At 70.7% G+C, this 25,282-nt stretch carries 20 protein-coding genes and 1 tRNA gene; 14 read left to right on the top strand and 7 right to left on the bottom strand.

The features are described from left to right. Position 1 precedes the first annotated feature (1 nt). Positions 2–1,354 carry a Na+/H+ antiporter NhaA gene (gene nhaA / locus O3438_RS05870; protein WP_269678952.1) on the bottom strand — a complete coding sequence of 451 codons (1,353 nt, stop codon included), beginning with the start codon at positions 1,352–1,354 and terminating at the stop codon, positions 2–4. A 334-nt stretch (positions 1,355–1,688) separates the two neighbouring features. Between nhaA and O3438_RS05865 the strand changes: the two genes are divergently transcribed. Further along, on the top strand, positions 1,689–3,152 hold the full coding sequence (locus O3438_RS05865) for a polysaccharide biosynthesis tyrosine autokinase (protein ID WP_269678951.1): 1,464 nt from the start codon (positions 1,689–1,691) through the stop codon (positions 3,150–3,152). Here O3438_RS05865 and O3438_RS05860 read toward each other — a convergent pair. Continuing rightward, positions 3,133–3,687, bottom strand: coding sequence for an arsenate reductase/protein-tyrosine-phosphatase family protein (locus tag O3438_RS05860; protein ID WP_269678950.1), 555 nt, complete (start codon positions 3,685–3,687; stop codon positions 3,133–3,135). The genes O3438_RS05865 and O3438_RS05860 overlap by 20 nt on opposite strands. Positions 3,688–3,855: 168 nt before the next feature. Between O3438_RS05860 and O3438_RS05855 the strand changes: the two genes are divergently transcribed. The 4 genes from O3438_RS05855 (at position 3,856) to O3438_RS05840 (ending at position 9,007) form a co-directional block, all read left to right on the top strand. Then, positions 3,856–5,103, top strand: coding sequence for a glycosyltransferase family 4 protein (locus O3438_RS05855; RefSeq protein ID WP_269678949.1), 1,248 nt, complete (start codon positions 3,856–3,858; stop codon positions 5,101–5,103). A 97-nt stretch (positions 5,104–5,200) separates the two neighbouring features. Beyond that, complete coding sequence (locus O3438_RS05850) at positions 5,201–6,985, top strand: DUF4012 domain-containing protein (protein WP_269678948.1); 1,785 nt, start codon at positions 5,201–5,203, stop codon at positions 6,983–6,985. Between the two features lie 13 nt (positions 6,986–6,998). Next, positions 6,999–7,628, top strand: coding sequence for a hypothetical protein (locus O3438_RS05845; protein ID WP_269678947.1), 630 nt, complete (start codon positions 6,999–7,001; stop codon positions 7,626–7,628). An 812-nt stretch (positions 7,629–8,440) separates the two neighbouring features. Continuing rightward, entirely contained in the window at positions 8,441–9,007 is a 567-nt protein-coding gene (locus O3438_RS05840) for a hypothetical protein (protein WP_269678946.1), read from the top strand. 66 nt (positions 9,008–9,073) lie between these two features. Here O3438_RS05840 and O3438_RS05835 read toward each other — a convergent pair whose 3' ends face one another. Both O3438_RS05835 and O3438_RS05830 read right to left on the bottom strand, forming a co-directional pair. After that, complete coding sequence (locus O3438_RS05835; RefSeq protein ID WP_442929562.1) at positions 9,074–10,498, bottom strand: MFS transporter; 1,425 nt, start codon at positions 10,496–10,498, stop codon at positions 9,074–9,076. Between the two features lie 85 nt (positions 10,499–10,583). Beyond that, entirely contained in the window at positions 10,584–10,820 is a 237-nt protein-coding gene (locus tag O3438_RS05830; protein WP_030491902.1) for a hypothetical protein, read from the bottom strand. A gap of 137 nt (positions 10,821–10,957) precedes the next feature. Between O3438_RS05830 and O3438_RS05825 the strand changes: the two genes are divergently transcribed. Both O3438_RS05825 and O3438_RS05820 read left to right on the top strand, forming a co-directional pair. After that, on the top strand, positions 10,958–12,115 hold the full coding sequence (locus O3438_RS05825; RefSeq protein ID WP_269678944.1) for a geranylgeranyl reductase family protein: 1,158 nt from the start codon (positions 10,958–10,960) through the stop codon (positions 12,113–12,115). Between the two features lie 79 nt (positions 12,116–12,194). Beyond that, the gene (locus O3438_RS05820) at positions 12,195–12,368 is read left to right on the top strand and encodes a hypothetical protein (protein ID WP_269678943.1); all 174 of its coding nucleotides are present in this window, start codon (positions 12,195–12,197) and stop codon (positions 12,366–12,368) included. 54 nt (positions 12,369–12,422) lie between these two features. On the opposite strand, the gene O3438_RS05815 is transcribed toward O3438_RS05820, so the two are convergent. Then, the gene (locus tag O3438_RS05815) at positions 12,423–14,213 is read right to left on the bottom strand and encodes a bifunctional metallophosphatase/5'-nucleotidase (protein ID WP_269678942.1); all 1,791 of its coding nucleotides are present in this window, start codon (positions 14,211–14,213) and stop codon (positions 12,423–12,425) included. Between the two features lie 197 nt (positions 14,214–14,410). Here O3438_RS05815 and O3438_RS05810 point away from each other — a divergent pair, with 197 nt between their 5' ends. Then, complete coding sequence (locus O3438_RS05810) at positions 14,411–15,313, top strand: SDR family oxidoreductase (protein WP_269678941.1); 903 nt, start codon at positions 14,411–14,413, stop codon at positions 15,311–15,313. A gap of 70 nt (positions 15,314–15,383) precedes the next feature. Here O3438_RS05810 and O3438_RS05805 read toward each other — a convergent pair whose 3' ends face one another. Together O3438_RS05805 and O3438_RS05800 are read right to left on the bottom strand one after the other, a co-directional pair. Then, positions 15,384–16,043: a nucleotidyl transferase AbiEii/AbiGii toxin family protein gene (locus O3438_RS05805; protein WP_269678940.1), complete on the bottom strand. Its 660-nt coding sequence runs from the start codon at positions 16,041–16,043 to the stop codon at positions 15,384–15,386. Continuing rightward, positions 16,040–16,381 (bottom strand): hypothetical protein, encoded by a 342-nt coding sequence (locus O3438_RS05800; protein ID WP_269678939.1) that lies wholly within the window; start codon positions 16,379–16,381, stop codon positions 16,040–16,042. The genes O3438_RS05805 and O3438_RS05800 overlap by 4 nt, the downstream gene beginning before the upstream one ends. Before the next feature lie 880 nt (positions 16,382–17,261). Between O3438_RS05800 and O3438_RS05795 the strand changes: the two genes are divergently transcribed. The 6 genes from O3438_RS05795 to selA all read left to right on the top strand — a co-directional run bounded on the left by O3438_RS05795 (position 17,262) and on the right by selA (position 25,280). Beyond that, positions 17,262–17,828, top strand: coding sequence for a hypothetical protein (locus tag O3438_RS05795; protein ID WP_269678938.1), 567 nt, complete (start codon positions 17,262–17,264; stop codon positions 17,826–17,828). A gap of 534 nt (positions 17,829–18,362) precedes the next feature. After that, entirely contained in the window at positions 18,363–21,635 is a 3,273-nt protein-coding gene (fdh, locus tag O3438_RS05790) for a formate dehydrogenase (protein WP_269678937.1), read from the top strand. Further along, a complete protein-coding gene (locus O3438_RS05785) occupies positions 21,625–22,599 on the top strand; it encodes a 4Fe-4S dicluster domain-containing protein (RefSeq protein ID WP_269678936.1) in 975 nt (324 codons plus the stop codon). Before fdh ends, O3438_RS05785 begins: the two co-directional genes overlap by 11 nt. Continuing rightward, positions 22,596–23,819, top strand: a complete 1,224-nt coding sequence (gene nrfD / locus O3438_RS05780) for an NrfD/PsrC family molybdoenzyme membrane anchor subunit (RefSeq protein WP_269678935.1) — start codon at positions 22,596–22,598, stop codon at positions 23,817–23,819. The genes O3438_RS05785 and nrfD overlap by 4 nt, the downstream gene beginning before the upstream one ends. A 38-nt stretch (positions 23,820–23,857) precedes the next feature. Beyond that, positions 23,858–23,953 (top strand) — tRNA-Sec (locus O3438_RS05775). A gap of 22 nt (positions 23,954–23,975) precedes the next feature. Further along, positions 23,976–25,280, top strand: a complete 1,305-nt coding sequence (gene selA, locus O3438_RS05770; RefSeq protein ID WP_269678934.1) for an L-seryl-tRNA(Sec) selenium transferase — start codon at positions 23,976–23,978, stop codon at positions 25,278–25,280. Positions 25,281–25,282 lie beyond the last annotated feature (2 nt).

The raw sequence follows: 25,282 nt of genomic DNA, 5'->3' as shown, positions 1-25,282 counted from the left end.
ATCAACCCTCGGCGGGTCGCTGGTAGATGTCGGGCACGCCGTCGCCGTCGGCGTCGATCCGTTCCCGCTCCGCCACCCGGCGGTACGCCGCGTTGCGCCGGACGAGCACCGCCGCGGCCAGCCCGGCGGAGATCACCGAACCGATAAGCACGGCCGCCTTGACCCGGCCGTCGGTGGTGTCGTCGACGCCGAAGGCCAGGTCACCGATGAGCAGCGACACCGTGAAGCCGATGCCGCCGAGCATCGCGATACCGAGCAGGTCGGCCCAGGTGACGTCCTCGTCCAGTTCGGCCCGGGTGAACCGGGCCAGCAGGTACGTCGAGCCGAAGATACCGACGCTCTTGCCGAGCACCAGAGCGGCGACGACGGCGATCACCACCGGGTCGGTCAGCAGGGCCGTCAGGTCGCTGCCACGCAGTGTGACCCCGGCGGCGAACAGGGCGAAGACCGGTACGGCGAAGCCGGCCGACACCGGACGCCAGCGGTGCTCCAGGCGCGCGGCGAGCCCACCCTCGGCGTCGGCGGACGATCGGTCGGCGGCCGCCGACCGGGGACCGGCCAGCACCGGGACCGTGAAGCCGAGTAGGACGCCGGCCACGGTGGCGTGCACACCGGAGGCGTGCATCAGCGCCCAGGCGGTGACCGCCAGCGGGACGAGCGCCCACTGCCAGCCACCTCCGCGCCGTACCAGAATCGCGAAGATCCCGATCGACGCCAGTGCGGCGAACAGTGCGGCGGGCTGTAGGTCGGCGGTGTAGAAGACCGCGATGATGGTGATCGCGAACAGATCGTCGACCACGGCGAGGGTGAGCAGGAATGCGCGTAGGCCGTGGGGCAGATGTGTGCTGACCACCGCGAGAACGGCGAGCGCGAAGGCGATGTCGGTGGCGGTCGGAACTGCCCAACCGCGTAGTCCCTCTCCACCCGTGCTCAGGACGACCACCACGTAGATCAGCGCCGGCAGCAGCATTCCGCCGAGCGCGGCGACCACCGGCAGCGCGGCCCGGCGTGGGTCGCGCAGGTCCCCGGCGACGAACTCCCGCTTGAGTTCGAGGCCCACCACGAAGAAGAAGATGGCCAGCAGGCCGTCCGCCGCCCACGCGGCGACATCGAGGTCCAGGTGCCAGGACGCGCCGCCGGGCCAGGGGACCCAGTGGGCGAGCCGGGTGTACGAGTCGGACCAGGGGGAGTTGGCCCAGACGAGCGCGACAGCGGCGCCGAGTAGCAGCAGCGCGCCGCCCACGGTCTCGGTACGCAGCACGTCGGCCAGGTGTCGGGCCTGCGGCCAGGACGACCGGGTGAACAGCCGGATCTTCGGTGGGCGCCGGTCGGATGGCGGGGTGCGGGGGGTCATCTGCGGGGCCACCTCGGGCGTCAGGACGGCATGAATCCACTCGCCGACCAGGCTTCCCGGCACACCACTGCGGACACATCCGGCTTCGCGTCCGGCGGCGAACACTGGGCCGATCGGACGTTGCCTGACCGGCTTCGACTTTTTCCTCGTTGTCGCCGCTGCCGAATGGGTGGTTCTCGGGTTGGTCATCCGGATGCATGTCGCACTACGGAAAATACATAACTCCGGACATAAGCCGCATGAGCCGCTTTAATGGTTTCACGAGTTTAGAGACGACCTTGGGGGTTTTCGTGAAGTTCTTTGGCGTAACCGGACCGGCACGGAGGCACGCCTGATGGATCTGCTCCGCCATTTGCGTCACGTGCGTAGGCACTGGTGGGTTGCGCTGGTCACGGTCATGGTGGCCCTCGGCGTCTCGGCGTTCCTGACCGTGCGCGCCCAACCCCGGTACGTCGCCTCGGTGACGTTCTTCGTCACCACCCCCAACACGGGCGTCAGCGAGGCATACCAGGGTGGGCTCTTCCTCCAGCAGCGCGTCAAGTCGTACGCGGACCTGCTCACCAGCGACCGACTGGCACAGAGCGTCGTGGCCGAGACCCCGGTCGGCCTCACCGCGGACGAGGTGCAGCAACGGGTGAAGACCTCCACCCAGACCGGCACCGTCATGCTTCAGGCGTCGGTCACCGACACCGATCAGACCCGCGCGTTGCGGGTGACGGAGACCCTCGCCACCAAGTTCGTCGAACTCGTCCAGAAGGTCGAGACGACGCCGGAGGGCAAGGCGCCGATCAAGATCGAGGTGGTCAGCGGCCCCCGCGTGAGCGCCAACCCCGTCTCGCCGCAGCCGGTCCGGAACCTCACCCTTGGTGGTGTGATCGGTCTGATCCTCGGTATCGGTCTGGCGATCCTGCGCGGCGTCGCCGACGTCCGACTGCGCGACGCCGCCGGTCTGCAACGAGCCACCGGCAGCCCTCTGCTCGGCGAGATTCCGTTCGAGGGCAACGCCCGCAGCGCGCCGCTGATCGTGGGCGACGCTTCCACCTCGGCGCGTGCCGAGGCGGTCCGCAAGTTGCGTACCAATCTGCGGTTCGTGGATGTCCACGAGCCGGCTCGGGTCATCGCCGTGACCAGCGCGCTGCAGGGTGAGGGGAAGACCACGCTCTCCTGCAACCTGGCCATCGCGCTGGCCGAGGCGGGTTGGCGGGTGCTGCTGGTCGACGCGGACCTGCGTCGTCCGAAGGTCGACGACTACCTGGGCCTGGACGCTGGTGTCGGCCTCACCGACGTGCTGGTCGGCGACGTGCAGGTCGGCGACGTCGTGCAGCGCTGGGGGGACAAGTCGCTGTTGGTGCTGCCCAGCGGTTCCGCCCCGCCGAACCCGAGCGAGCTGCTCGGCTCCAAGGCGATGTCGGACCTGCTGCTGGCGCTCCGGGAGTCGGCGGACATCGTGATCATCGACACCGCGCCGCTGCTCGCGGTGACCGACGGCGTGGTCGTGGCCGTGCAGGCCGACGGCGCGCTGCTGGTGACCCAGCAGGGCCGTACCTCGCGAAGCCAGGTCGCCGCCGCCGCCCGCTCACTGCACTCGGTTTCGGTGCGTCTGCTCGGCTGCGTGCTCAACATGGCGAAGGTGGCCAAGGCCGAGGCGTACCAGTACGAGGCTTACCGGGTGGTCGCCTCGACGCCCACGACGTCGGTGCCGACCGAACGATCCGCAACCGGTCGGCATGTCGCGACCGCCGGTGGCCTCAACGGCGTCACCGACCACACCCAGGAACTCACCCGGCTGCCCCGATGAGCGCCGCGAGGGGTCGCAGCGACCGTTCGATCTCCTCGGCGCAGCGTCGGAAGTCGGCGGCGGTGCCGCCGATCGGGTCCTGGAGGTCGTCCGCGTCCGGAGCGGCGGGTTGCAGCCGTCCCCGGGCGAGGGCGGCGGCGGCGATCGCCGCCTGCAACGAGTCGTCGGCCGGCCCGGCGGGCGGTTCGGCCGCCGCGGCCAGCCGGCCGAACTGGCGCACCGTGAACGTCCGGTGCAGCGCCGCCGGCGCCAGCGCGGTGCAGACCGAGCGCTGGCGCCGGGTCGCGGTCAGCACGAGCGTCGCGTCGGCAAGGTACTCGGGGCGCAACGCCCGGGTCCGGAACGCCGCCGGGTCCGCGCCGCTGTCGGTCGCGACCTCCATGGCGTACGGGTGCATTCCCAGCCCGTCGATCGCGTCGGTGCCGGCACTGGCCACTGTGACGGGCCGGCCGGCCAGCAGTCGGCGGGCCAGGAACTCGGCCATCGGCGACCGGCACAGGTTGGCGTGGCAGACGAACAGCACACGATCGGCCATCGGAGCCCCTCTCATCGGTGCGGACACGGGTGTCCACACCGATGGGACGGTGCGTCGACGCCGGTGGTCGCGCGGGGAGGGGTTGTCGGCATCGTACGCGCGCGAGACGCCCGCCGGTCGTCGTGCCGCGCCGACCGACGCCAATCCATGCCGGACGGGGGCGGGTCAGTGAGGATCGGCATCCTGTCGTACCACTTTCCGCCCGAACCGGCGTTCATCCCCGGCAGCCTCGCGGAGGAGTTGGCCGCGCGTGGGCACGAGGTTCGGGTGCTCACCGGGTTCCCGGACTACCCGGGCGGGCACGTCTATCCCGGCTGGCGGCAGCGTTGGCACCACGAGACGCACAGCAGGCAGCTGACCGTCCGACGGGTGCCGCGCTACCCCGGGCGGGCCACGTCCACCAGGGGCCGCATGGCCAACTACCTCTCCTTCGCGGGCAGCGCGACATGGGTCGCCCGGCGGTACTTCGCCGATCTGGACGCGCTCTACGTCTTCCAACTACCGGCGACGACGTTCGCCACCGCCGGTGTGCTCCGGCTGCTCGGACAGGTGCCGGCGGTGCTGCACGTGCAGGACGTCTGGACCCGTGACGGCGCCGAGGAGGCCGGCGAGGACCGCTGGGCGGCGCGGATGGGCAGCACGATGACCCGGATCTTTCGGACCGCGGCGCGGATCGCGGTGGCCGCGCCGTCGATGCGGGATCTGGTGGTCGCCGCGGGGGCCGACCCGACCCGGGTCCGAGAGGTGCTCAACTGGACCGACGAGCGGATCTTCCACCCCGTGACGCCCGGCGTGGCGGCCCGCCAGCTGGTCCGTCGGGACGGTCGGTGCGTGGTGATGCACGCCGGGACCATCGGCGCGCGGCAGGGACTGGAGACCGCGGTCCGGGCGGCAGCGGCTCTGGACCGGACCATGGACCTGGTCCTCGTCGGTTCGGGCGCGGACGAGCGGCGGGTGCGGGGGCTCGCCGCCGAGCTGGGCGCGGACAATGTCCGCTTCGTGGAGCGACGGTCCCCTGTCGACATGCCCGAGCTGTACGCCGCCGCCGACTACCAGCTGATCATGCTGCGCGACCTTCCGGAGCTGCGCGGCACGGTGCCGGGCAAGCTCCAGGCCGCGCTCTCGTCTGCTGCCCCGGTGGTCGCATCGGCCGGCGGAGATACGGCCGAGCTGGTCGAACGGGCCAGGGCCGGTCTCTCCTGCCCGCCGGAGGACTGGGCGGCGCTGGCCGACCGGTTCTGGCTGGCCGCCACCATCCCGCCTCCCGCTCGGGTCGAGATGGGCCGCCGAGGGCGGTCGGCGTACCTGCGGGAGATGTCGCTGCCCGCCGGGGTGGACCGGATCGAGCGGCTGCTGCACGAGGCGGCCGGACGGGCCACCGCACCGGCCGCCGAGCTGCGAGGAAACCTCGCTTAAACGGCAATCGTTGCGATAACGACATGAAATTCCCAGACGCGTGCTAGAAACGTCAGGGAATCGACCATCTGTCCGATTCCCCGAATGGGAGTGTGGTGTGACGGAAAGCGAACGGCCGACCCGGCGGCGGAGCCGGTCCCGACGCCGTCGGCGTGCCCGACTGCGACGTGCCCTCCTCAGCGCCCTGGTGGTCGGCTCGCTTCTGCTGGCGGCCGGCGGTTGGGTCGGCTTTCGCGGCTGGCAGGCGCGTGCCCACCTGCTCAACGCCGCCGGCCTCGCCCGAGAGCTGAGCGCTCTCGTGGTCGGCGGGGACACCGACCGTGCTCAGCGGACCCTTGCCGCCCTTCAGGAGCAGTCCCGCGCGGCCCGTGCGGCGACCAGCGATCCGAGCTGGCGGCTTGGTCGGCATACCCCCATGGTGGGCGACAACCTGGATGCCGTTCAGCAGATCGCTGCCGCCATCGACGAGTTGGCACGGCAGGCGTTCCCGACCCTGCTCCGGATGGACCTGACCAGCCTCGTCCCGACCGGAGGTCGTCTGGACCTGGCCCGGCTCAGCGGCGTCTCCGCCGAACTGACCCGGGCCAACGAGTCCGTGCAGGGCACGCGCCGAGACCTCGCGACGGTGCCGGTCGACGGCCTGGTCGACCAGGTCCGGCAGGCGCTCGTCGACCTGCGCGGCGAGATCGACCGCCTGGCCGGCCTCACCACGGCTGCCGACCAGGGCGCCCGCCTGCTCCCGCCACTGCTCGGCGCGAACGGACCGCGGCGGTACCTGCTGGTCTCGCAGAACCCCGCCGAGCTGCGCGCCACCGGAGGCATGTTCGGCGCGTACGCGATAATCGAGGCGGCGAACGGCGCGGTGAAGATGGGCAAGCAGGGCAGTTCATCCTCGCTCGGCTTCTTCAAACCGGCGCTGAAGGTGCCCGCCGAGACCCGCGCGCTCTGGGCCGACCTCCCCGGCATCTATCCGGCCGACGTCAATCTGTCCCCGCACTTCCCGACCGCGGCGACGCTGTACCGCGAGATGTTCCGGCGTAAGACGGGCACCACCGTCGACGGCGTACTCGCCGTCGACCCGGTGGTGCTGTCCTACCTGCTCAAGGCGACGGGCCCGGTGCTGGTGCCCGGCGGTGTGCCGCTGGCCAGCGAGAAGGTGGTGCAGACGCTGCTCAACGACAGTTACCGACGGCTCGACGTCGAGCAGCAGGACGAGTTCTTCGCGGCGTCGGCGGCTGCCGTCTTTGACGCCTTCTTCAAGAAGAATGTCAACCCTAGGGTGTTGTTGTCCGCATTTGACCGTGCTATCACCGAACGGCGGATATTGTTCTGGAGTGCCCGACCTGAGGAACAGCGGACGTTCGGCGACAGCCGGATGGCCGGGACGCTTCCGGAACAGGACACCGTGCCGACTGTCGGCGTGTTCCTCAACGACGGCAGCGGCGCGAAGCTCGGCTACTACCTACGACAGACGGCGAACGTGACGGTCGGCGAATGCCGCTCGGACGGTCGCCGCGAACTCCGGCTGCGGGTGACCCTGCGCTCGACGGCGCCGAAGTCCGGACTCACCAAGTCCGTCCTCGGTCTCGGTATGGCTGGTGATCCGTACACCGTCCGCACGTTGGTGTCGATCTTCAGCCCTGCGGGCGGAGCGGTGCTCGAGGCCCGGCTCGACGGGGCCGAGACGGCCGTTGGTAGCGGCACCGAACGTCGCCGTCAGGTGGCGACCGCCAGCGTCGACGTCGCTCCTGGCGCCGAGAAGACGTTGGAGGCCACCGTGTTGACAGCCAAGACCGGCGTCGGGCAGGCCGAGCTGTGGCTGACCCCCACCGCCAGCCCCTGGACCACCCAAGTTCATTCCGCACCAAGCTGTGACCAGTAGGAGGGAACCAATCATGCGGCTATCCCGCATCATCATGGCGCTCACGGTCGGCCTGGCCGTGGTGGCCGTGCCGACGGCAGCGGGGGCGGCGCAGCCGCAGCCGGCGCCCAGCGCGACCACTGACCCGCCCCAACCGCCGCCGTACCCGCCGACAGCGGCATCGCTGACTGTCAACCGGCCGACGATCTTCATCGGCGAGACGGTCATCCTGACCGGCACCAACTTCGGCCCGAACGAGACCGTCGACATCTCGGTGACGGTCACCCCGCTGGCCGCTCCGGTCGGCGGTCAGGCTCCGGCTCGCCGCAGCGACGGCAGCACCGTAGCCATGGCCCCGGTGGCCTACCAGGCGAGCGCACCGCTGAACTTCACGGCGTACACCGACGCCCAGGGGCGCTTCACCAAGAGCTACAAGCCGTCCGTGACGGGTCTGCTGACCTTCACGGCCGTGGGTCGGGAGTCCGGCCGTACCGCCAGCACCGAGCTACGGGTGCTGCCCAAGAAGCAGCCGCTGCCCGTCACGGGTGACAGCCTCGGCACGCCCATGAAGCTCGGCGGTGGCCTGGTCGGCGCCGGCGCGATCATGTTGCTGCTGACCCTGGCCTGGCGTCGCCGCCAGCGCTTCGGCGGTGCCGCGCACTAACCCGCACTACCGGGCAGCGCCCGGACAGCACTGAGGCTGGCGCCCGTCGGAGCACTCCGATGGGCGCCAGCCTTGTGCTGGGTGCGCGGTCCTGACCGACCCGTCTTGATCGACTCGCTTTTCGTTGAAGTCGGGGTGTCAGACCGTCTCCGATGCCCCGGTTTTCACGAAGTCGAGTGGATCACGCGGTTTCGAGGTCCGTGCCCTACGTGGTGCCCTGTCCTGACGCTGCCTGGCCTGCATCCAGTCGTAACGCGAGTCCGGTCTGTCGGTATTGGCCCACCCGCACGCCTTGATCGACTCCGTTTCGGCGAAGTCGCGGTATCAAGCCCTCACGGATACCGCGACATCAGCGAACTCGTGTGGATCATGCGTGAGCTGGGGTGTTCTGCCCGCCGGCCTGGGCGGTTTGGGGTCTGAGGTCGGGTTGTCCTGTACGGTTTGTTCCGTTTGGGTGGTTTGGCGTGTGGTCGGGGCCACTTCGCGGCCGGAATCATGACCGGGTCGGGGTCGTTACACACCCTGACGATCGCAGGACCACGGCCTGTCGGCGCGATGGTCCACCCCCTGGAATGACCCCCGACCCCGGGTCGTTACACCTGGACCCCAGCCCGACCGGCACCCCCGCTCCACCCGGTGCCACGGAGCCGGAATGACCCCGGCCCTCGGGTCGTTACACAGGGACCCGGCGCCGCGAGCCCCCCGTTCGCAGGCCGCCGATGATCCCTCAAGGCTTTTGTTGCAGCGCCGGACGAGGTGCTCACACCTGCCGCAGTCAGGCGGGTGTCTTTACCCCCGAAGGAGCTTCCCCCATGAACACGATCATGCGTAAGAGTGTGCTGTCTGTTGCTGGTCTGGCCTTCGCCGGTGGTGTGTTCGCCGGTCCGGTCGCCGCCCACGCCGCCACCCCGACCGTGGACGCCAAGCCCGTTGCCGCCGCCGTGCAGTCGGTGGCGCCGAAGCCGCAGGGCGAGCAGTCGCACATCACCCTCAACGGTGAGCAGACCGCGAACGTGAAGGCGATCATCGCCGCGACGAAGAAGGCCGGTCTGCCGGAGCGGGCCGCGGTGATCTCGATCGCGACGAGTCTGCAGGAGTCGAAGTTGGAGAACCTGGGTCACCTCGGTGACGCCAACGACCATGACTCGTTGGGTCTGTTCCAGCAGCGCCCGTCCAGTGGTTGGGGCACGCCGGAGCAGATCACCGACCCGGCCTACTCGACCACCGCGTTCCTCAAGGGCCTCAAGCAGGTCGACGGGTGGCAGGACATGCCCCTGACGGATGCCGCGCAGACCGTGCAGGTCTCCGCTTACCCCGACGCGTACGCCCAGTGGGAGCAGCAGGCCACCGACCTGGTCGGCCAGCACTGGAACAGCTGACCCCACCAAGCACCGACCGCTGGCCGGCACCCCCACAACGGGGTGCCGGCCAGCGGCGTACCCGATTCAGTGGTTGTGGTTGCGGACGATGTCGACCAGGGCGCAGATCAGCGCGAGCCCGATGATGCCGGTGGCCAGTATGAGGGACCGCTCGAAGGCGGTGGTCCAGTCGCCACGGGTGTCGGCCAGCGACGAGAAGAACATCGAGCCGACGGCGGCGATGCCGGCCGCGGCACCGATCCGCTGGCCGGTCTGGAGCATGCCCGCGCCGCTGCCGGCCTGCGCCACCGGCACTTCGGAGAGGGTGATCGTCTGGTTGGGGGCGATGACGAGCCCGCTGCCGATGCCCGCGACGAGCAGTGGGCCGGCGGCGACCCAGGGGGCCGGGGCGTCCGGCGCGAGGCGCAGCGCGACCACCGTCGCGGCCAGCCCGACCACCACCGTGAGCAGGCCGATGGCTACCAGCGGTCGGCCGAGGCGGTTGACGATGCGGCCACCGAGGACGGCGGCGGCCGCCGAGCCGAGGGCGAACGGGGTGATGGCCAGGCCGGCGACGAGCGCGCTGTAGCCGAGACCCATCTGGAGGAACAGCGTGAAGATGAAGAAGATGGCGGTGAAGCCACCGAAGTAGACAAGCGCCAACAGCGAGCCCAGTGTGTACGACTGGAGGCTGAACAGCCGAAGGTCGAACAGGGGTTGGTGGTGGTGTTCGTACCGCCGCTCCCACAGCCCGAAGACGACCAGCACGGCCAGGCCGATCGGGATGAGCGCCCACTTCCAGGGTGTCTCCCACTGCTGTTCCTGCACGAGCGGGAGCAGGACCAGCACCACGCCCACCCCGAGGAGGAGAACACCGACGGGGTCGAGTTGACGCCAGCCGGGTTGACCTGCGGGGCGGCCGGGCAGCAGACGCCAGCCGAGGATCACCGCGAGGATGCCGACCGGCACGTTGACGAAGAAGACCCAGCGCCACCCGTGTTCCTCGCCGCCGATGGCGATGAGCAACCCACCGAGCAACGGCCCGACCGCTGTGGAGATGCCGATGGTGGCACCGAGCAGCCCGAAGGGGCGGGCCCGCTCCGGACCGCGGAACAGTTGCTGGATGAGCCCGATGACCTGCGGGTTGACGATGCCGGCGGCGGCGCCCTGGAGGAGCCGGGTGACGACCAGCCAGGTCGGTGAGGTGGCGAGGCCGGCGAGTGCGCTGGTGATCGTGAACAGGGCGATACCGAAGACGAACGCGTTGCGCCGGCCTCGGGCGTCGCCGAAGCGGCCGGCGGGGACCAGCGCCAGGCCGAAGGTGAGCGCGTACCCGGAGAGGACCCACTGCAGGTCGCTCGGGGAGGCGTGCAGCGCACGGTCGATGGACGGCACCGCGACGTTGACGATGCTGACGTCGAGCAGCGTCATGAACGCGGCGACCAGGCCGACGCCGACGGCCTGCCAACGCCGCCGGTTCTCGGCCGCCGTCACCGGCTGCGCCGTGCTCATCGTGCCCCCCGGTGACCGTTGGTCGCGCATCCCTGAGCGCTACCCGGGTCAGCGGGGGGCGAACCGTCTCGTGGGGTCCCGCCGGTCACGCCATCTGGCGGGCGCAGAACCGGGGGCCGAAGTCGAGACCGGCCATCGGTGAGTCCTCGCGGTGCAGCAGGCCCTTCTCGGTGAGCAGGTGCAGGGGGCTGCCGACCTGCTCCTCGGTCAACCCGGACTCCTCGGCGATCAGGTCCGGGTACGGCACCTGTCCGCGTGCCTCCAGGGTGGTGACCGCCTGGTACACCCGTTGCTCGGCCTCCGACAGTTGCACCTGCTGCATGGTTCCTCCTCCGTTCGTCCGCCATCGCGTGGCGGCTGCCGTGCGCCGGTTACCCCCTAGCTGACCGAAGATGCACACCCGATCGGGCGGTCGGCGGGTCCGGTGGTGGCGGACCGGCTGTGGCCTAGGCTGCTGTCGTGATCGTCTGGGACCTCGTCGTCGTCGGCGCCGGCCCCGCCGGGCTCTCCGCGGCACACGCCGCTGCCCGCGCCGGTGTCTCCACACTCGTTGTCGAGCGGGCCGTCCATCCGCGGTACAAGACCTGCGGCGGTGGCCTGATCGGCACCTCCCTGGCGGCCGTCGAGGGGCTGATCGAGGTGCCCGCGCACGACTGGGTGGACACTGTCACGTTCACCCGGGAGGGTCGCCGGGAGTTCACCCGCCAGCACGACAGCCCGGTGGTGACGATGGTGCGCCGGGAGGAGTTCGACGACCGGCTGCGCGCGGCGGCGGTCGCCGCCGGCGCGCACGTCCGGGAGCGGGTCGCGGTCCGCGGGATCGAGCAGGATCCCGAGGGGGTACGCCTGCGGCTGGCCGACGGTACGACGATCGCGGCCCGGACGGTGATCGGCGCCGACGGGTCGTCGGGGGTGACCGCCCGGCACGTCGGGGTCCGGTACCGGCAGGTGGACCTGGGGCTGGAGCTGGAGCTCCCGGTGCCCCCGGCGGAGCGGGAGCGGTGGCGGGGGTTGTTGCTGCTGGACTGGGGCGACATGCCGGGCTCGTACGCCTGGGTCTTCCCGAAGGGTGACCGCCTGACCGTCGGTGTGATCGCCGGTCGGGGAGCGGGGGAGGGGACGCGGGAGTACCTGCGGCGGTTCGTCGACCGGTTGGGGTTGACCGGGTTGCCCGCGGAGCACGATTCCGGTCACCTGACCCGGTGCCGTGCGGAGGATTCACCGTTGCGCAGCGGCCGGGTGCTGGTCGTGGGGGATGCGGCGGGGTTGTTGGAGCCGTGGAGCCGGGAGGGCATCAGCTTCGCGTTGCGGTCTGGCGGGTTGGCCGGCGCGGCGGTCGCCGACGGTGACCTGGCGGGGTACGAACGGGCGGTCGCCGCGCGGTTGGTGCCGGAGATGCGGGCGGGGTTCCGGCTGTTGGACGTGTTCACCCGCCGCCCGGACGTGTTCCACGCCCTGTTGGCGACTCCGCCGGGCTGGCGGATGTTCGTGCAGTTCTGCCAGGGGCGGGCGAGCTTCGACGAAATGCTGCGACGTCGCTCCATCCGGGCCGCCCTCGCCGTGCTGGACCGACTGCCAGAGCCGCGCCGGCCCACCGCCGTTCTCCCAGGATCCTAGGACGCCTTACGGAGTGTGTGCGGTGCTGGTCCTGAACGACCGGCTCGTTGGACAATGAACGGAGAAGCGGGAGGTGCCGATGGCCGAGCAGCCGTTCACCGATGACGAGTACGCGTTCCTGCGCCACATCCGGTTCGGGGAGTTGCCGCCCGCTGTGCGTCCCGACGAACGGGTGGCCCTGACCGAGACCGATCCCGGGCGGGACCGCCCGGAGGAGGCCGAGGACCCGGTCCGCTGGAACGTGCAGGGCTGACAACAGCAGACGGGCCGCGGGTGTCGCCACCCACGGCCCGTCTGTGCTGCCCGATCAGAAGACCGGCACGCCCTCGCGTACCAGCCGCCAGTTCGGCTGGAAGAAGTCGGCCGGGTCGATCGTCCCCTTGGCCTGCGCCCAGTCGATGAGCAGCTGACGGATCTCCTGCTGCGCGTTGTAGACCTGCGTCTTCACGATGCCGGGGAAGTTGCCGCCGCCGCTGCGCCGGTAGTTGTTGACCGCAACGACGAACTGCGCGTTGTCGGTGACCGGCGTGTCGGTGCCGGCGAGCACCAGCCGGGTGATGCGCTGCCCGACCGGCCGGGAGATGTCGACGTCGTAGTCGACGCCGGAGAAGACGTCGTAGTTGTAGTCCGGCACCGCCGGGTCGCTGATCTGCTCCGGGTCGACCGGGGCACCCGGCGCGACGGTCCGGAAGTACTTCGCGGAGTACTCCAGGTACGCGCGCACCTCGGCACCGCTGAGCACCACCGCTTCGAGGGTGTTGTCGTACACGTACAGGCCGGCCACGTCGCGGATCTTGACGTCGCCGGCGGGGAAGACCGCGGTACGGCTGAACGGCGCCGCGATCGACAGCACCGGCAGGTCCGCGTACGCGGTGCCGGCCAGCGCCGCGCCGACCACTTCGGTCTGTACGTGGTTGATGAAGTCCAGGATCGGCGTGTCCTTGTACCGCGACTCCGCCGCCGACAGCTCGACAGTGGACTGCGCGACCACCTGGTTGACGTACGCCACTGTCTTCTGGTGTTGGGCCCGCACGGCCGCGAGCACCTTCGGGTCCTCGACCACAGTGTTGGTGTTCAACATGGTGGCGGCCTTCTTGGTGATCGCCCACCGGCCACGCTCGCGCGTGAGGGTGAAGTCCATCCGGGTGAGCCGTTGGCCCCACTTGGACGGCTCGGAGAGCAGCACCTGCGTACCGGTGCGCTCGTTGGTGACGAACCGCTCGACCACCTCGTTGTGCGCGTGCCCGAACAGGATCGCGTCGATCCCCGGCACCTGCTGGGCGATCAACGCCACCGGGTTCTCGTTCGGCAGCTCCGGGCCGTAGCTGGAGGTGCCGCTGTCACCCCCGTGCGCCGAGATCAGCACGAGGTCCGCGCCTCGGGCCCGCATGACCGGCACCCACTTCGCGGCGGTCGCGACCATGTCGTCGAAACGCAGCCTGCCCTCGACGTTGCCCTTGTCCCAGATGGCCACGCCGGGGTTGGTCAGACCGAGGATACCGACCCGCAGGGTGGGCGCGCCGAGACCGAGGGAGACCTTCTTGATGACGTACGGCAGGAAGGCCGGCTTGCCGGTCTTCGCGTTGACGGCGTTCGCGGCAAGCGCGGGGAAGCCGAGCTGGCGGATCCACAGGTCCAGCAACGGCAGCCCGTAATTGAACTCGTGGTTGCCCAGCGTCACCGCGTCGTAGTCGATGACGTTCATCGCCCGGGCCATGGGGTGCTTCTCCCCGGTGGCGGTGATCGGTTCCTGCTTGGCGTAGTACGTCGCCAGCGGAGTGCCCTGGATGGTGTCGCCGGCGTCGAGCACCAGCGTCGCCTTGCCCCGCCGCTCCCGACGGATCTGGTTGATCAGGGTCGCCAGCTTCGCGACACCGATGTCGTTCTGCTTGCTGTCGTCGTACTCGGCGTCGCGGTAGTAGTCCCAGTTGTAGACGTTGCCGTGCGTGTCCGACGTGCCCAGGAGGGTGAGGTCCCAGGTGCGTGACCGGGCCGCGCCGGCCGCCTGCGCGGGCGCGGCGGCGATCAGCGGGGCGGTCGCCGCCGCCGCGGCGGCGACGAGCACCTGACGACGCGACGGGCCGGAGGGAGAGGTCATGACGTGCCTTTCCATGGGGGTGGACGCGCTTCGTGGGCGCCTCGCGCACCATAACCACCAGCCGACACTCCCGCCACGGCAGCCCCAACCGGTGCAGCGGTTTCCGCAGGCCGGCCCGGGGTAGGGCGATCGGGGACGGGATTTCGCGGGAGCGCCATCGCCTCCCGCGACGGCGCGAGGAGACATCGGAGACATCGGTGACTGAGGATCAGCACACCCAGCAGGACCCGACCAGCCAGTACGGCGGCCAGTCGGGTCAGCCCGCACAGCAGCAGTCCGCGCCCGGCTCGACCGCGCAGATGAACCCGAAGCCGGACCACGGGGAGGAGTCGTACCGGGGCAGTGGCAAGCTCGACGGCAAGCGCGCGCTGATCACCGGCGGTGACTCCGGGATCGGCCGGGCGGTCGCCATCGCCTTCGCCCGGGAGGGCGCCGACGTGCTCATCTCGTATCTCGACGAGGGGGAGGACGCCGACGCCCGGGAGACCATTCGTCTGGTCGAGGAGGCCGGCCGGCGGGGCGTCGCGGTACGCGGTGACATCACCGACGAGTCGCACTGTCAGGAGCTGGTCGATCGGGCGGTACGCGACCTGGGCGGCCTGGACATCCTGGTCAACAACGCGGCTTACCAGATGTCGCAGGACAAGGGGATCCTCGGGATCACCACCGAGCAGTTCGACCGGGTGCTCAAGACCAACCTGTACGCGATGTTCTGGCTCTGCAAGGCGGCCATCCCCCACCTCAGCGAGGGCGCGGCGATCATCAACACGGCGTCGATCCAGGCGTTCGACCCGTCGCCGCAACTGCTGGACTACGCGACCACCAAGGCGGGCATCGCCAACTTCACCAAGGCGCTCGCCGCCGACCTGGCCGAGCAGGGCATCCGGGTCAACGCCGTCGCACCCGGCCCGGTGTGGACGCCGCTGATCCCGGCCACCATGCCGGAAGAGAAGGTGAAGCAGTTCGGCACCGACACCCCGGAGGGTCGCCCCGGGCAGCCCGCGGAGCTCGCACCCGCGTACGTCTTCTTCGCCTCGCAGGAGTCCAGCTACGTGACCGGCGAGATCCTGGGCGTCACGGGCGGTCGACCGACGAAGTGATCCACCACCGGGGGCGGGTGCTGCTTCGGTACCCCACCCCCGGTGCGGCTCGTTCCGTGCGCGTCGGCGGTCAGCGCGGCCAGGTGGCAAACCGGCGCCGGACGTGATCGACGTCGGCGGCGCTCAGACCGTAACGACCGAACCGCTGCTCCGACAGCCGGTCCAGGTAACGCCCGGCGGCACGTACGTCCGCCGGATCCAGGGCCGGGTCGACCTGCCGTGCCAGCATCAACAGTTCGGTCACGTCGTAGTGCTCCAACGCCGCCGCCACGTCGATGAAGTCCCGGACCTCCCGCCGGTTGACCAACGCCGCGACCTTGTTGGCCACCAGGTCGCGTACGTCCATCACCGGGCCGAGGTCCATCACCACCGGGCTCTGCTGGCGGTCCAACCGGGCGAGGCTCAACCGGATCTGCCGGCCGTCGCGGCTCACCACGAAGTCCTTCATGTCCTGCTCATACCCGTCGAACAGCTCAGCGAGATCCCCGTCTGGGTCGGCGTCGCTGACCAGGAAGCCGGCCCGCTCCAGCGCCACCCGTACACCTGTGGACGCCGCCGCGGCGGCCCCCTCCACGTCCGCGAAGAGGTCGACGTCCTCCGTCGGGCGGGCCACCAACCCGTGCGCCGCCCAGGCGACCCCGCCCCCCAACACGAACCGGTACGGCCCGGCGGCGGTGAGCGCCACCCGGGCGACCTCCCGGTAGAACTCGTGCAGATGCGGCTCGGTCACGCCGCGCGCAGGCCGCGGTGGCGGCTCTCCCACGCCTGGCGTACGCCACGGGGCAGGTTGAGCAGTCGCCACACCCGCCGAAGCGTGCGACCGTTGATGAGGACGCGAAGGTCCTCGGCGCGCGTGGTCTCGCGGAGCACGTTCTCGTACATCCAGAGCAGTTGGTCCGGGTCGGCGAGATCGAAGGTGCGCTCGGCGTTCCACATCAACCGCACCGGCAACTCGACCACCCCGCGCGTCGGGCCGGCCAACTCGGCAAGCGTCCTCGCCACCACGGCAGGACGACCGGGCCGGGCCAGGAAGGCCACGCCGGTCGCAGTGGGGGAGACGGCCTGCATGGTGTCAGGGTAACGCCCACCGAAGCCGGTGTCGCTCAGGACGATCCCTACACGCTCCAGGGCCAGGCGGGGGAGCCGCCCGCTGGGCACTGCCCGGCCGCGTTGCAGCGGCGCTGTTCATGGCTTGCGTCGTCTGTGGGCTGGGTTGTCCGGTGGGCTGGGCTGTCCGCTGGCTGCGTTGTCTGTAGGCGGCGGTATCCAGTGGGCCGTGCTGTGCGGGTGGGCCGTGCTGTGCGGGTGGGCTGCGCTGTGCGGGTGGGGTGGGCTGCGCTGTGCGTGGGCTGCGCTGTGCTGAGCGGGTGGGCGGCGTTGTGCGTGCGTCCCTTGGCGGGCGGTGGCCTCAGCCCCGCGCGTGGTGCCTCTGTCCTAGCGGCGACTGCCGGTCTGCATCTGACCGTTACTCAAGTCCCGATTTGTCGGCATTGGCCTGCCCGCGTTCGTTGATCGACTCCGTTTCGGCGAAGTCGCGGTATCAACCCCTCACGGATACCGCGACATCGGCGAAGTCGTGTGGATCATGCGTGAGCGGAGGTGTTCTGCCCGCCAGCCTGGGTGGTTTGGCGCCCGAGGTCGGGTTGACCTGCGCGACGTGTCCCTTTTGAGTGGTATCGGCGTGTGGCCGGGGGCACGTGCCGGCCGGAATGATGGCCGGGTCGGGGTCGTTACACACCCTGACGATCGCAGGACCACGGCCTGTCGGCGCGGTGGTCCGCCCCTGGGAATGACCCCCGGCCCCGGGTCGTTACACAGGGACCCGGCGCCGCGAGCCCCCGCTCGCAGGCCGCCGAAGATCCCCCCTCAAGACTTTTTGCAGCGCCGGACGAGGTGCTCACGCCCGCGCCCCTGGGCGGGTGTCTTTACCCCCGAAGGAGCTTCCCCCATGAACACGATCATGCGTAAGAGTGTGCTGTCTGTTGCTGGTCTGGCGTTCGCCGGTGGTGTGTTCGCCGGTCCGGTCGCCGCCCACGCCGCCACCCCGACCGTGGACGCCAAGCCTGCCGCTGTTGCGGTGCAGTCGGTGGCGCCGAAGCCGCAGGGCGAGCAGTCGCACATCACCCTCAACGGTGAGCAGACCGCGAACGTGAAGGCGATCATCGCCGCGACGAAGAAGGCCGGTCTCCCGGAGCGGGCCGCGGTGATCTCGATCGCGACGAGTCTGCAGGAGTCGAAGTTGGAGAACCTGGGTCACCTCGGTGACGCCAACGACCATGACTCGTTGGGTCTGTTCCAGCAGCGCCCGTCCAGTGGTTGGGGCACGCCGGAGCAGATCACCGACCCGGCCTACTCGACCACCGCGTTCCTCAAGGGCCTCAAGCAGGTCGACGGGTGGCAGGACATGCCGCTGACGGATGCCGCGCAGACCGTGCAGGTCTCCGCTTACCCGGACGCGTACGCCCAGTGGGAGCAGCAGGCCACCGACCTGGTCGCCCAGCACTGGAACAGCTGACCCACCGCAACACCCGAACAACCCGACCGCTGGCCGGCACCCCCAGAACGGGGTGCCGGCCAGCGGCATATCCACCACCACGACCGCCACGACCGCCGCGCCGCGCCGCGAAGGCGGTTGCGGACCCTTTCGCCACCGTCCGCCCCACCTGGGAGCCCGCCCTGAGAACGGAAACTGTCCAAGATCTCGTGATGCGGTGGTGTGGCAGCGCGCTTCGGGATGGTGTGAGGTAGCGCGGCCCTGGACGTTGCGGCGGGAAGCGGGACGCCGGGAACAAGGTCGGGGGTGGGCTGGTTGTGGAGGGTGTCGGTGTGACTCAGTGTCCCCGGGCCTCACCTATATTGCCCTCGCGGAATACCGTTCGGCTGGAGCCGCGTCGTGCCACTCGCCGAGAGGCGACCTGCACACCGACACCAGCGCCGCCCCCGGCCCACAAGGCCGGGGGCGGCGCTGTCGTGCAGGGGCCCTAACTCGCGAAGATGTCTCGACTGGCCTATGTTCATGTGGTCGCTCGCGTGGGAGGGGGTGTCGGGTATGGGGCTGCGGACCTTCATCGAGGGTTGGCCGGTCTACCGGCAGCTCACCGGCACCGATCCGCTGGGCCGGGGCGCGGCGGCGAAGTCGGCCGGATCCCGTGCGCTCACCGCTCGTACCGAGGACGCCGACAGTGTGGCTCGTTCGATCTGTCCGTACTGCGCTGTGGGTTGTGGGCAGCGGGTGTTCGTCAAGGACGGGCAGGTCAGCCAGATCGAGGGCGACCCGGACAGCCCGATCTCGCGGGGTCGGCTCTGCCCGAAGGGTTCGGCCAGTAAGAGTCTGGTGACCAGCCCGTTGCGGCAGACGACGGTCCGCTACCGCCGTCCGTACTCGACGCAGTGGGAGGATCTGGAGCTCGACACCGCGCTCGACATGATCGCCGACCGGATGCTCGCGGCCCGCGAGCAGACCTGGGAGGACGTCGACACGCAGGGCCGGCCGCTCAACCGGACGCTGGGTTTCTCCAGTCTGGGTGGGGCGACGCTGGACAACGAGGAGAACTACCTCATCAAGAAGTTGTTCACCGCGATGGGGGCGCTCCAGATCGAGAACCAGGCCCGTATTTGACACTCCGCCACCGTCCCCGGTCTGGGGGCCAGCTTCGGTCGTGGCGGTGCGACGGATTTCCAGCAGGACATCGCCAACGCTGACGTCATCGTCATCCAGGGTTCGAACATGGCCGAGGCGCATCCGGTGGGTTTCCAGTGGGTGATGGAGGCCAAGCGTCGGGGCGCGAAGGTGTTCCACGTCGACCCGCGCTTCACCCGGACCAGCGCTGTCGCTGACGCGTACCTGCCGATCCGGGCGGGCACTGACATCGCGCTGCTCGGCGGGGTGGTGCGGTACATCCTGGACAACGAGTTGGACTTCCGGGAGTACGTGCTGTCGTACACCAACGCCGCGACGATCGTCAGTGAGGAGTTCGTCGACACCGAGGACGGCGACGGCTTCTTCTCCGGCTTCGACCCGGAGACCGGCACCTACGTGCAGGACAGCTGGCAGTACGAGGGGCACGAGGATTCGTCGGGCAGTGGGCACACCGCCCAGGAACGGGACAGCGCCTCGGGGCTGACGCACGAGTCGCACGGCGCGCCGGTTGGCGGGCAGACCCGGCGGGACGAGACGTTGCAGCACCCGCGGTGCGTCTACCAGATCCTCAAGCGCCACTTCGCCCGCTACACCCCGGAGATGGTGGAGCGGGTTTGCGGCATCCCGCAGGAGCAGTTCCTGGAGTTGGCGCGGGCGTGGACGGCGAACTCCGGCCGGGAGCGCACCGGCATGCTGATCTACTCGGTGGGGTGGACGCAGCACAGTGTGGGTGTGCAGTACATCCGCACGGGCGCGATCATCCAGCTGTTGCTGGGCAACATGGGTCGCCCGGGTGGCGGGGTGATGGCGTTGCGGGGGCACGCCAGCATCCAGGGCTCCACCGACATCCCGACGTTGTTCAACCTGCTGCCCGGTTACCTGCCGATGCCGCACCACGCCGACCACCCGACCTTCGACGAGTGGGTGGACAGCATCCGGCACCCGGGGCAGAAGGGTTTCTGGGGCAACGCGCGGTCGTTCGCGGCCAGCCTGTTGAAGGCGTACTGGGGTGACGCGGCGACGCCGGAGAACGATTTCTGCTACGGCTACCTGCCTCGGTTGACCGGGGACCACGGCACGTACCAGCAGGTGCTCAACATGATCGACGGGAAGGTCAAGGGGTACTTCCTGCTCGGTCAGAACCCCGCGGTCGGCTCGGCGCACGGTCGCGCCCAGCGGCTCGGCATGGCCAACCTGGACTGGTTGGTCGTCCGGGACCTGTTCATGATCGAGAGCGCCACGTTCTGGCAGAACGGCCCCGAGGTGGCCACCGGTGAGATCGTGCCGGAGGAGTGCCGCACGGAGGTGTTCTTCCTGCCCGCCGCCTCGCACGTGGAGAAGGAGGGCACGTTCACCCAGACGCAGCGGTTGTTGCAGTGGCGGGAGAAGGCCGTCGAGCCACCGGGCGACGCCCGCTCCGAGCTGTGGTTCTTCTACCACCTTGGCCTCAAGCTGCGGGAGAAGTTGGCCCACTCACCGCTGCCGCGCGACCGGGCCCTGCTCGACCTCACCTGGGACTACCCGACGCACGGTCCGCACGCGGAGCCGAGCGCCGAGGCGGTGCTGCGCGAGATCAACGGGTACGACGTGGCCACCGGCCGTCCACTGTCCAGCTTCGCGGAGGCCCGCGCGGACGGCTCCACAGCCGTCGGCTGCTGGATCTACACCGGGGTGTACGCGGACGGCGTCAACCAGGCGGCCCGGCGCAAGTCCCGACACGAACAGGACTGGGTGGCCGCCGAGTGGGGTTGGGCGTGGCCGGCGAACCGGCGCATTCTCTACAACCGTGCCTCGGCCGACCCGGACGGCAACCCGTGGTCTGAGCGCAAGCGCTACGTGTGGTGGGACGCGGAGAAGGGCGAGTGGACCGGCTACGACGTGCCGGACTTCGAGAAGGCCAAACCGCCGTCGTACCGGCCGCCTGCCGGCGCGTCCGGGCCTGAGGGCATCGCCGGTGACGACCCGTTCGTCATGCAGGGCGACGGCAAGGGCTGGCTGTACGCGCCGAGCGGTGTCCTGGACGGGCCGATGCCCACGCACTACGAGCCGGTGGAGTCGCCGGTGCGTAATCCGCTCTACGGGCAGCAGGCAAACCCGACCCGCAAGATGTACGCGCATCCGGTGAACTCGGTGAACCCGAGCCCACCGCAGGAGCACGACCAGGTGTTCCCGTACGTGTTCACGGTCAGCCGGCTCACCGAGCACCACACCGCTGGCGCGATGAGCCGGATGGTGTCGCCGCTGGCGGAGTTGCAGCCGGAGATGTTCGTCGAGGTGTCCCCGGCCCTCGCCACCGAGGCCGGTCTGACGCATCTGGGCTGGGCGCACCTGGTGAGCGGGCGGGCGGTGATCGAGGCGAGGGTGTTGGTGACCGACCGGCTCACCCCGTTGCGGGTGGACGACCGGATCATCCACCAGGTGTGGTTGCCGTACCACTTCGGTTTCGAGGGTCTGGTGACGGGCGACTCGGCCAACGACCTGTTCGGCATCAGCCTGGACCCGAACGTGCTGATCCAGGAGAGCAAGGTCGGCACCTGCGACGTGCGGCCCGGCCGTCGTCCGACCGGCCCGGCGTTGCTGGACCTGGTCGCCGACTACCAGCGGCGTGCCGGGATGACTCCGGGCCAGAATGCTCCGGCGATCACCACCGACAGCGAGGGGGAGCAGCGCGATGCTTCCTGACCCGAACAGCCTCTACGGCCCGCTGGACCCGGCGCCCGACGCGGGCTACGAGAACGCTCCGCCCCGGATGGGGTTCTTCACCGACACGAGTGTCTGCATCGGGTGCAAGGCGTGTGAGGTGGCCTGCAAGGAGTGGAACGGTGTGCCGGAGAGTGGCCTGGACCTGCTGGGCATGTCGTACGACAACACGGGTGCGTTGACCGCGAACTCGTGGCGGCACGTGGCGTTCGTCGAGCAGCCCCGCCCGGCCGGGCATGGCGTCTCGGCGGCGGACGTGCTCGGTGAGCCGGTGAACGTCGGCGGGCAGCTGTCGGTCGGCGCGGGCGCGGGGCCGCAGTTCCTGGGGATGCCGGGGGCACAGCCGCCGGGCCGGGGCACGGGCGTCGAGGAACGCACGGATTTCCGGTGGTTGATGATGTCGGACGTGTGCAAGCACTGCACTCATGCGGCGTGTCTGGATGTGTGTCCGACGGGGTCGTTGTTCCGGACGGAGTTCGGGACGGTGGTGGTGCAGGAGGACATCTGCAACGGGTGTGGGTACTGCATCTCGGCGTGTCCCTACGGCGTCATCGATCAACGCAAGGACGATGGTCGGGCGTGGAAGTGCACGCTGTGCTACGACCGGTTGGGTGCGGGCATGACCCCGGCGTGCGCGCAGGCGTGTCCGACCGAGTCAATCCAGTACGGACCCCTCGATGAGCTGCGGGAGCGGGCTGCCGCACGGGTGAGCACCCTGCACGAACGGGGTGTGCCGGAGGCCCGGTTGTACGGGCACGACCCGAACGACGGCGTCGGCGGTGACGGGGCGTTCTTCCTGCTGCTCGACGAGCCGGAGGTGTACGGGCTGCCACCGGACCCGGTCGTGACCACCCGGGACCTGCCGAAGATGTGGAAACGCGCCGGTCTCGCGGCGCTGGCCATGGCGGCGGCCACCGTCGCCGCGTTCGTCGGAGGTTCCTCGTGAGTCCGCAGCGCCCCGAGGTGGGTGACCTGTTCCATCGCTTCCGCGACCGGCTGGCCGCCGGGGGTGCCGACCGGCCGGGCGTCTCGGCGCGGCCGGAGGCCGGGGCCGACGGCGTGCCGACGGGTGCCGACGACCACCGTCCGCACGCGACCACCCCGCCGCAGGAGATCGCCGCGCGGCACCGGGATTCCCGACCGCAGGGGACCTCCGCCGACCAGCCCGGTCGACGCACGGGCCGCCGACGCGGCGGGCGCGGCGGCGAGGAGCTGCGGGTACCGGAGGCCGAGTTCACGTCGTACTACGGTCGGCCCATCCTCAAGGGTCCGGTCTGGAAGTGGGACATCGCCGCGTACCTGTTCACCGGCGGGCTGGCGGCCGGATCGTCGCTGCTCGCGGCCGGTGGGCAGCTCACCGGCCGGCCGGCGCTGCGGCGTGCCGGTCGAGTCACCGCGCTGGCCGCCGTCAGCGCTAGCGCCGTGTTCCTCGTCAAGGACCTGGGCCGCCCGGCGCGGTTCCACCACATGCTGCGGGTGGCGAAGCCGACCTCGCCGATGTCGATGGGCACCTGGATCCTCACCGCCTACGGGCCGGCCGCCGGTGTCGCCGCTATCGCCGAGGCCGCCGGTGTGCTGCCGCGCCACGGCCTGCTCGGGCTGGCCGGTCGGGCGTTGCCGTCGGTCGGGCACGCCGCCGGGCTGCTCGCCGCCGGTGCCGCGCCCGCGCTGGCCACGTACACCGGGGTGTTGCTGGCCGACACGGCGGTTCCGTCGTGGCACGAGGCGTACCCCGAGTTGCCGGTCATCTTCGCGGGCAGCGCGCTGGCCAGCGGCGCGGGTGTGGGTCTGCTCGCCGCGCCGCCGGTCCAGGCCGGGCCGGCCCGGCGGATGGCGGTGGCCGGCGCGGCCCTGGAGTTGTACGGCGCGCACCGGGTGGAGACCCGCCTCGGTCTGCTCAGCGAGCCCTACCGGCTGGGCCTCCCCGGTCGGCTGCTGCGCGCCGGTCGGCTGCTGACCGCCTCCGGGGTCGCCGGGGCGCTGCTCGGCCGGCGCAGTCGGGTGGTCAGCGGACTGTCCGGTGTGGCGTTGCTGGCCGCGTCGGTGGCGACCCGGTTCGGCATCTTCTACGGCGGTGTCGCCTCGGCCCGTGACCCCCGGTACACGGTGGTGCCGCAACGCGAGCGGGTGGAAGCGCGGCGAAGCGGTGGCGGAACTTCCACCTGACCGGGCGGTCGCGCCCGCGCTGTGATCGAATGTCCGGTGGAGGCGTTCAGGCGGCTGGTGCCCCTCCCGGTCTTCAAAACCGGTGTGGTCCGGGACCCGGGCCAGGCGGGTTCGATTCCCGTCCGTCTCCGCCAAACCAGCGCAGGAGATGACGTCATGGGCGACGGGCCGACGGACCCGCGACGGCGGGTGCCCCGCACCGACACGCTGCTCGCCGATCCTCGGCTGGCCGCCGCCAGCGCGACGTTCGGCCGGGACCGGGTCAAGGCGGTCGTCGCCCGCGCCCAGGAGCGAGTCCGCCGTGGTGAGTTGCGCCCCGACGAGGCACGCGACGCGGCGGTCGCCGCGCTGCCCGCGGCCGGGCCTCGCGTGGTGCTCAACGCGACGGGGGTCGTCCTGCACACCAACCTTGGCCGGGCCCCGCTGTCCGCCGCCGCGGTCGCCGCGGTGGTCGCCGCAGCCGGGCACACCGACGTGGAGCTGGACCTGACCACCGGCCGGCGGGCCCGTCGTGGCCGCGACGCCCTCGACGCGCTGGCGGCCGCCGTGCCCGACGCGGGCGCCGTGCACGTGGTCAACAACGGGGCTGCCGCGTTGGTGCTGGCCGCCACCGCGTTGGCCGCCGGCCGGGAGATCGTCGTCAGCCGGGGTGAGCTGGTCGAGATCGGCGACGGTTTCCGGCTGCCCGACCTGCTGGAGAGCACCGGGGCGCGGCTGCGGGAGGTGGGCACCACCAACCGCACCACACTCGCCGACTACGCCGCGGTGATCGGCCCGCAGACCGGCTTCGTGCTCAAGGTGCACCCGTCGAACTTCCAGGTCACCGGCTTCACCTCGGCGACCCCGGTGCGACAACTGGCCACCCTCGGCGTGCCGGTGGTGGCCGACATCGGCTCCGGTCTGCTCACCGCGGATCCGCTGCTGCCCGACGAACCGGACGCGGCCACCACCCTGCGCGCCGGCGCCGCGCTGGTCACGGCCAGCGGCGACAAGCTGCTCGGCGGTCCGCAGGCGGGCCTGCTGCTCGGTGACGTCGAGCTGGTCGAGAAGCTGCGCCGGCACCCGCTGGCCCGGGCGTTGCGGGTGGACAAGCTCACCCTGGCCGCGCTGGCCGCGACACTGCACCAGCCGGACACGCCGACCCGGGCCGCGCTGCACGCCGACCCGGGTGCGCTGCGCAACCGGGTGGAGCGGCTCCGCGACCGGCTCGGCGCGGACGGCCGCAAGGCGGAGGTGGTGCCGGCCGTCGCGGTCGTCGGTGGCGGCGGAGCACCGGGTGTCGAGCTGGACTCGTGGGCGCTGAGCCTGCCCGAACGGTACGCGGGGCCGCTGCGCACCGGCGAGCAGCCGGTGCTCGGGCGGGTGGTCCGGGGTCGGCTCCTGCTCGACCTGCGGTGCGTGCCGGCCGAGGCCGACGAGGCGGTCCGGGCGGCAGTGCTGCGCGTACCCGGGGACGACTGACA

The organism is Micromonospora sp. WMMC250 (genome assembly GCF_027460215.1).
Taxonomy (GTDB): Bacteria; Actinomycetota; Actinomycetes; order Mycobacteriales; family Micromonosporaceae; genus Micromonospora; species Micromonospora taraxaci.
The sequence above is the reverse complement of the archived record's forward strand: the minus strand, read 5'-3'. Positions and strand labels throughout refer to the sequence as shown.

Coding starts and splice junctions, on each gene's coding strand:
- nhaA (WP_269678952.1), bottom strand. CDS start 1,354: ATGACCCCCCGCACCCCGCCATCCGACCGGCGCCCACCGAAGATCCGG.
- O3438_RS05865 (WP_269678951.1), top strand. CDS start 1,689: ATGGATCTGCTCCGCCATTTGCGTCACGTGCGTAGGCACTGGTGGGTT.
- O3438_RS05860 (WP_269678950.1), bottom strand. CDS start 3,687: ATGGCCGATCGTGTGCTGTTCGTCTGCCACGCCAACCTGTGCCGGTCG.
- O3438_RS05845 (WP_269678947.1), top strand. CDS start 6,999: ATGCGGCTATCCCGCATCATCATGGCGCTCACGGTCGGCCTGGCCGTG.
- O3438_RS05840 (WP_269678946.1), top strand. CDS start 8,441: ATGAACACGATCATGCGTAAGAGTGTGCTGTCTGTTGCTGGTCTGGCC.
- O3438_RS05835 (WP_442929562.1), bottom strand. CDS start 10,498: ATGAGCACGGCGCAGCCGGTGACGGCGGCCGAGAACCGGCGGCGTTGG.
- O3438_RS05830 (WP_030491902.1), bottom strand. CDS start 10,820: ATGCAGCAGGTGCAACTGTCGGAGGCCGAGCAACGGGTGTACCAGGCG.
- O3438_RS05820 (WP_269678943.1), top strand. CDS start 12,195: ATGGCCGAGCAGCCGTTCACCGATGACGAGTACGCGTTCCTGCGCCAC.
- O3438_RS05815 (WP_269678942.1), bottom strand. CDS start 14,213: ATGACCTCTCCCTCCGGCCCGTCGCGTCGTCAGGTGCTCGTCGCCGCC.
- O3438_RS05800 (WP_269678939.1), bottom strand. CDS start 16,381: ATGCAGGCCGTCTCCCCCACTGCGACCGGCGTGGCCTTCCTGGCCCGG.
- O3438_RS05795 (WP_269678938.1), top strand. CDS start 17,262: ATGAACACGATCATGCGTAAGAGTGTGCTGTCTGTTGCTGGTCTGGCG.
- O3438_RS05785 (WP_269678936.1), top strand. CDS start 21,625: ATGCTTCCTGACCCGAACAGCCTCTACGGCCCGCTGGACCCGGCGCCC.
- selA (WP_269678934.1), top strand. CDS start 23,976: ATGGGCGACGGGCCGACGGACCCGCGACGGCGGGTGCCCCGCACCGAC.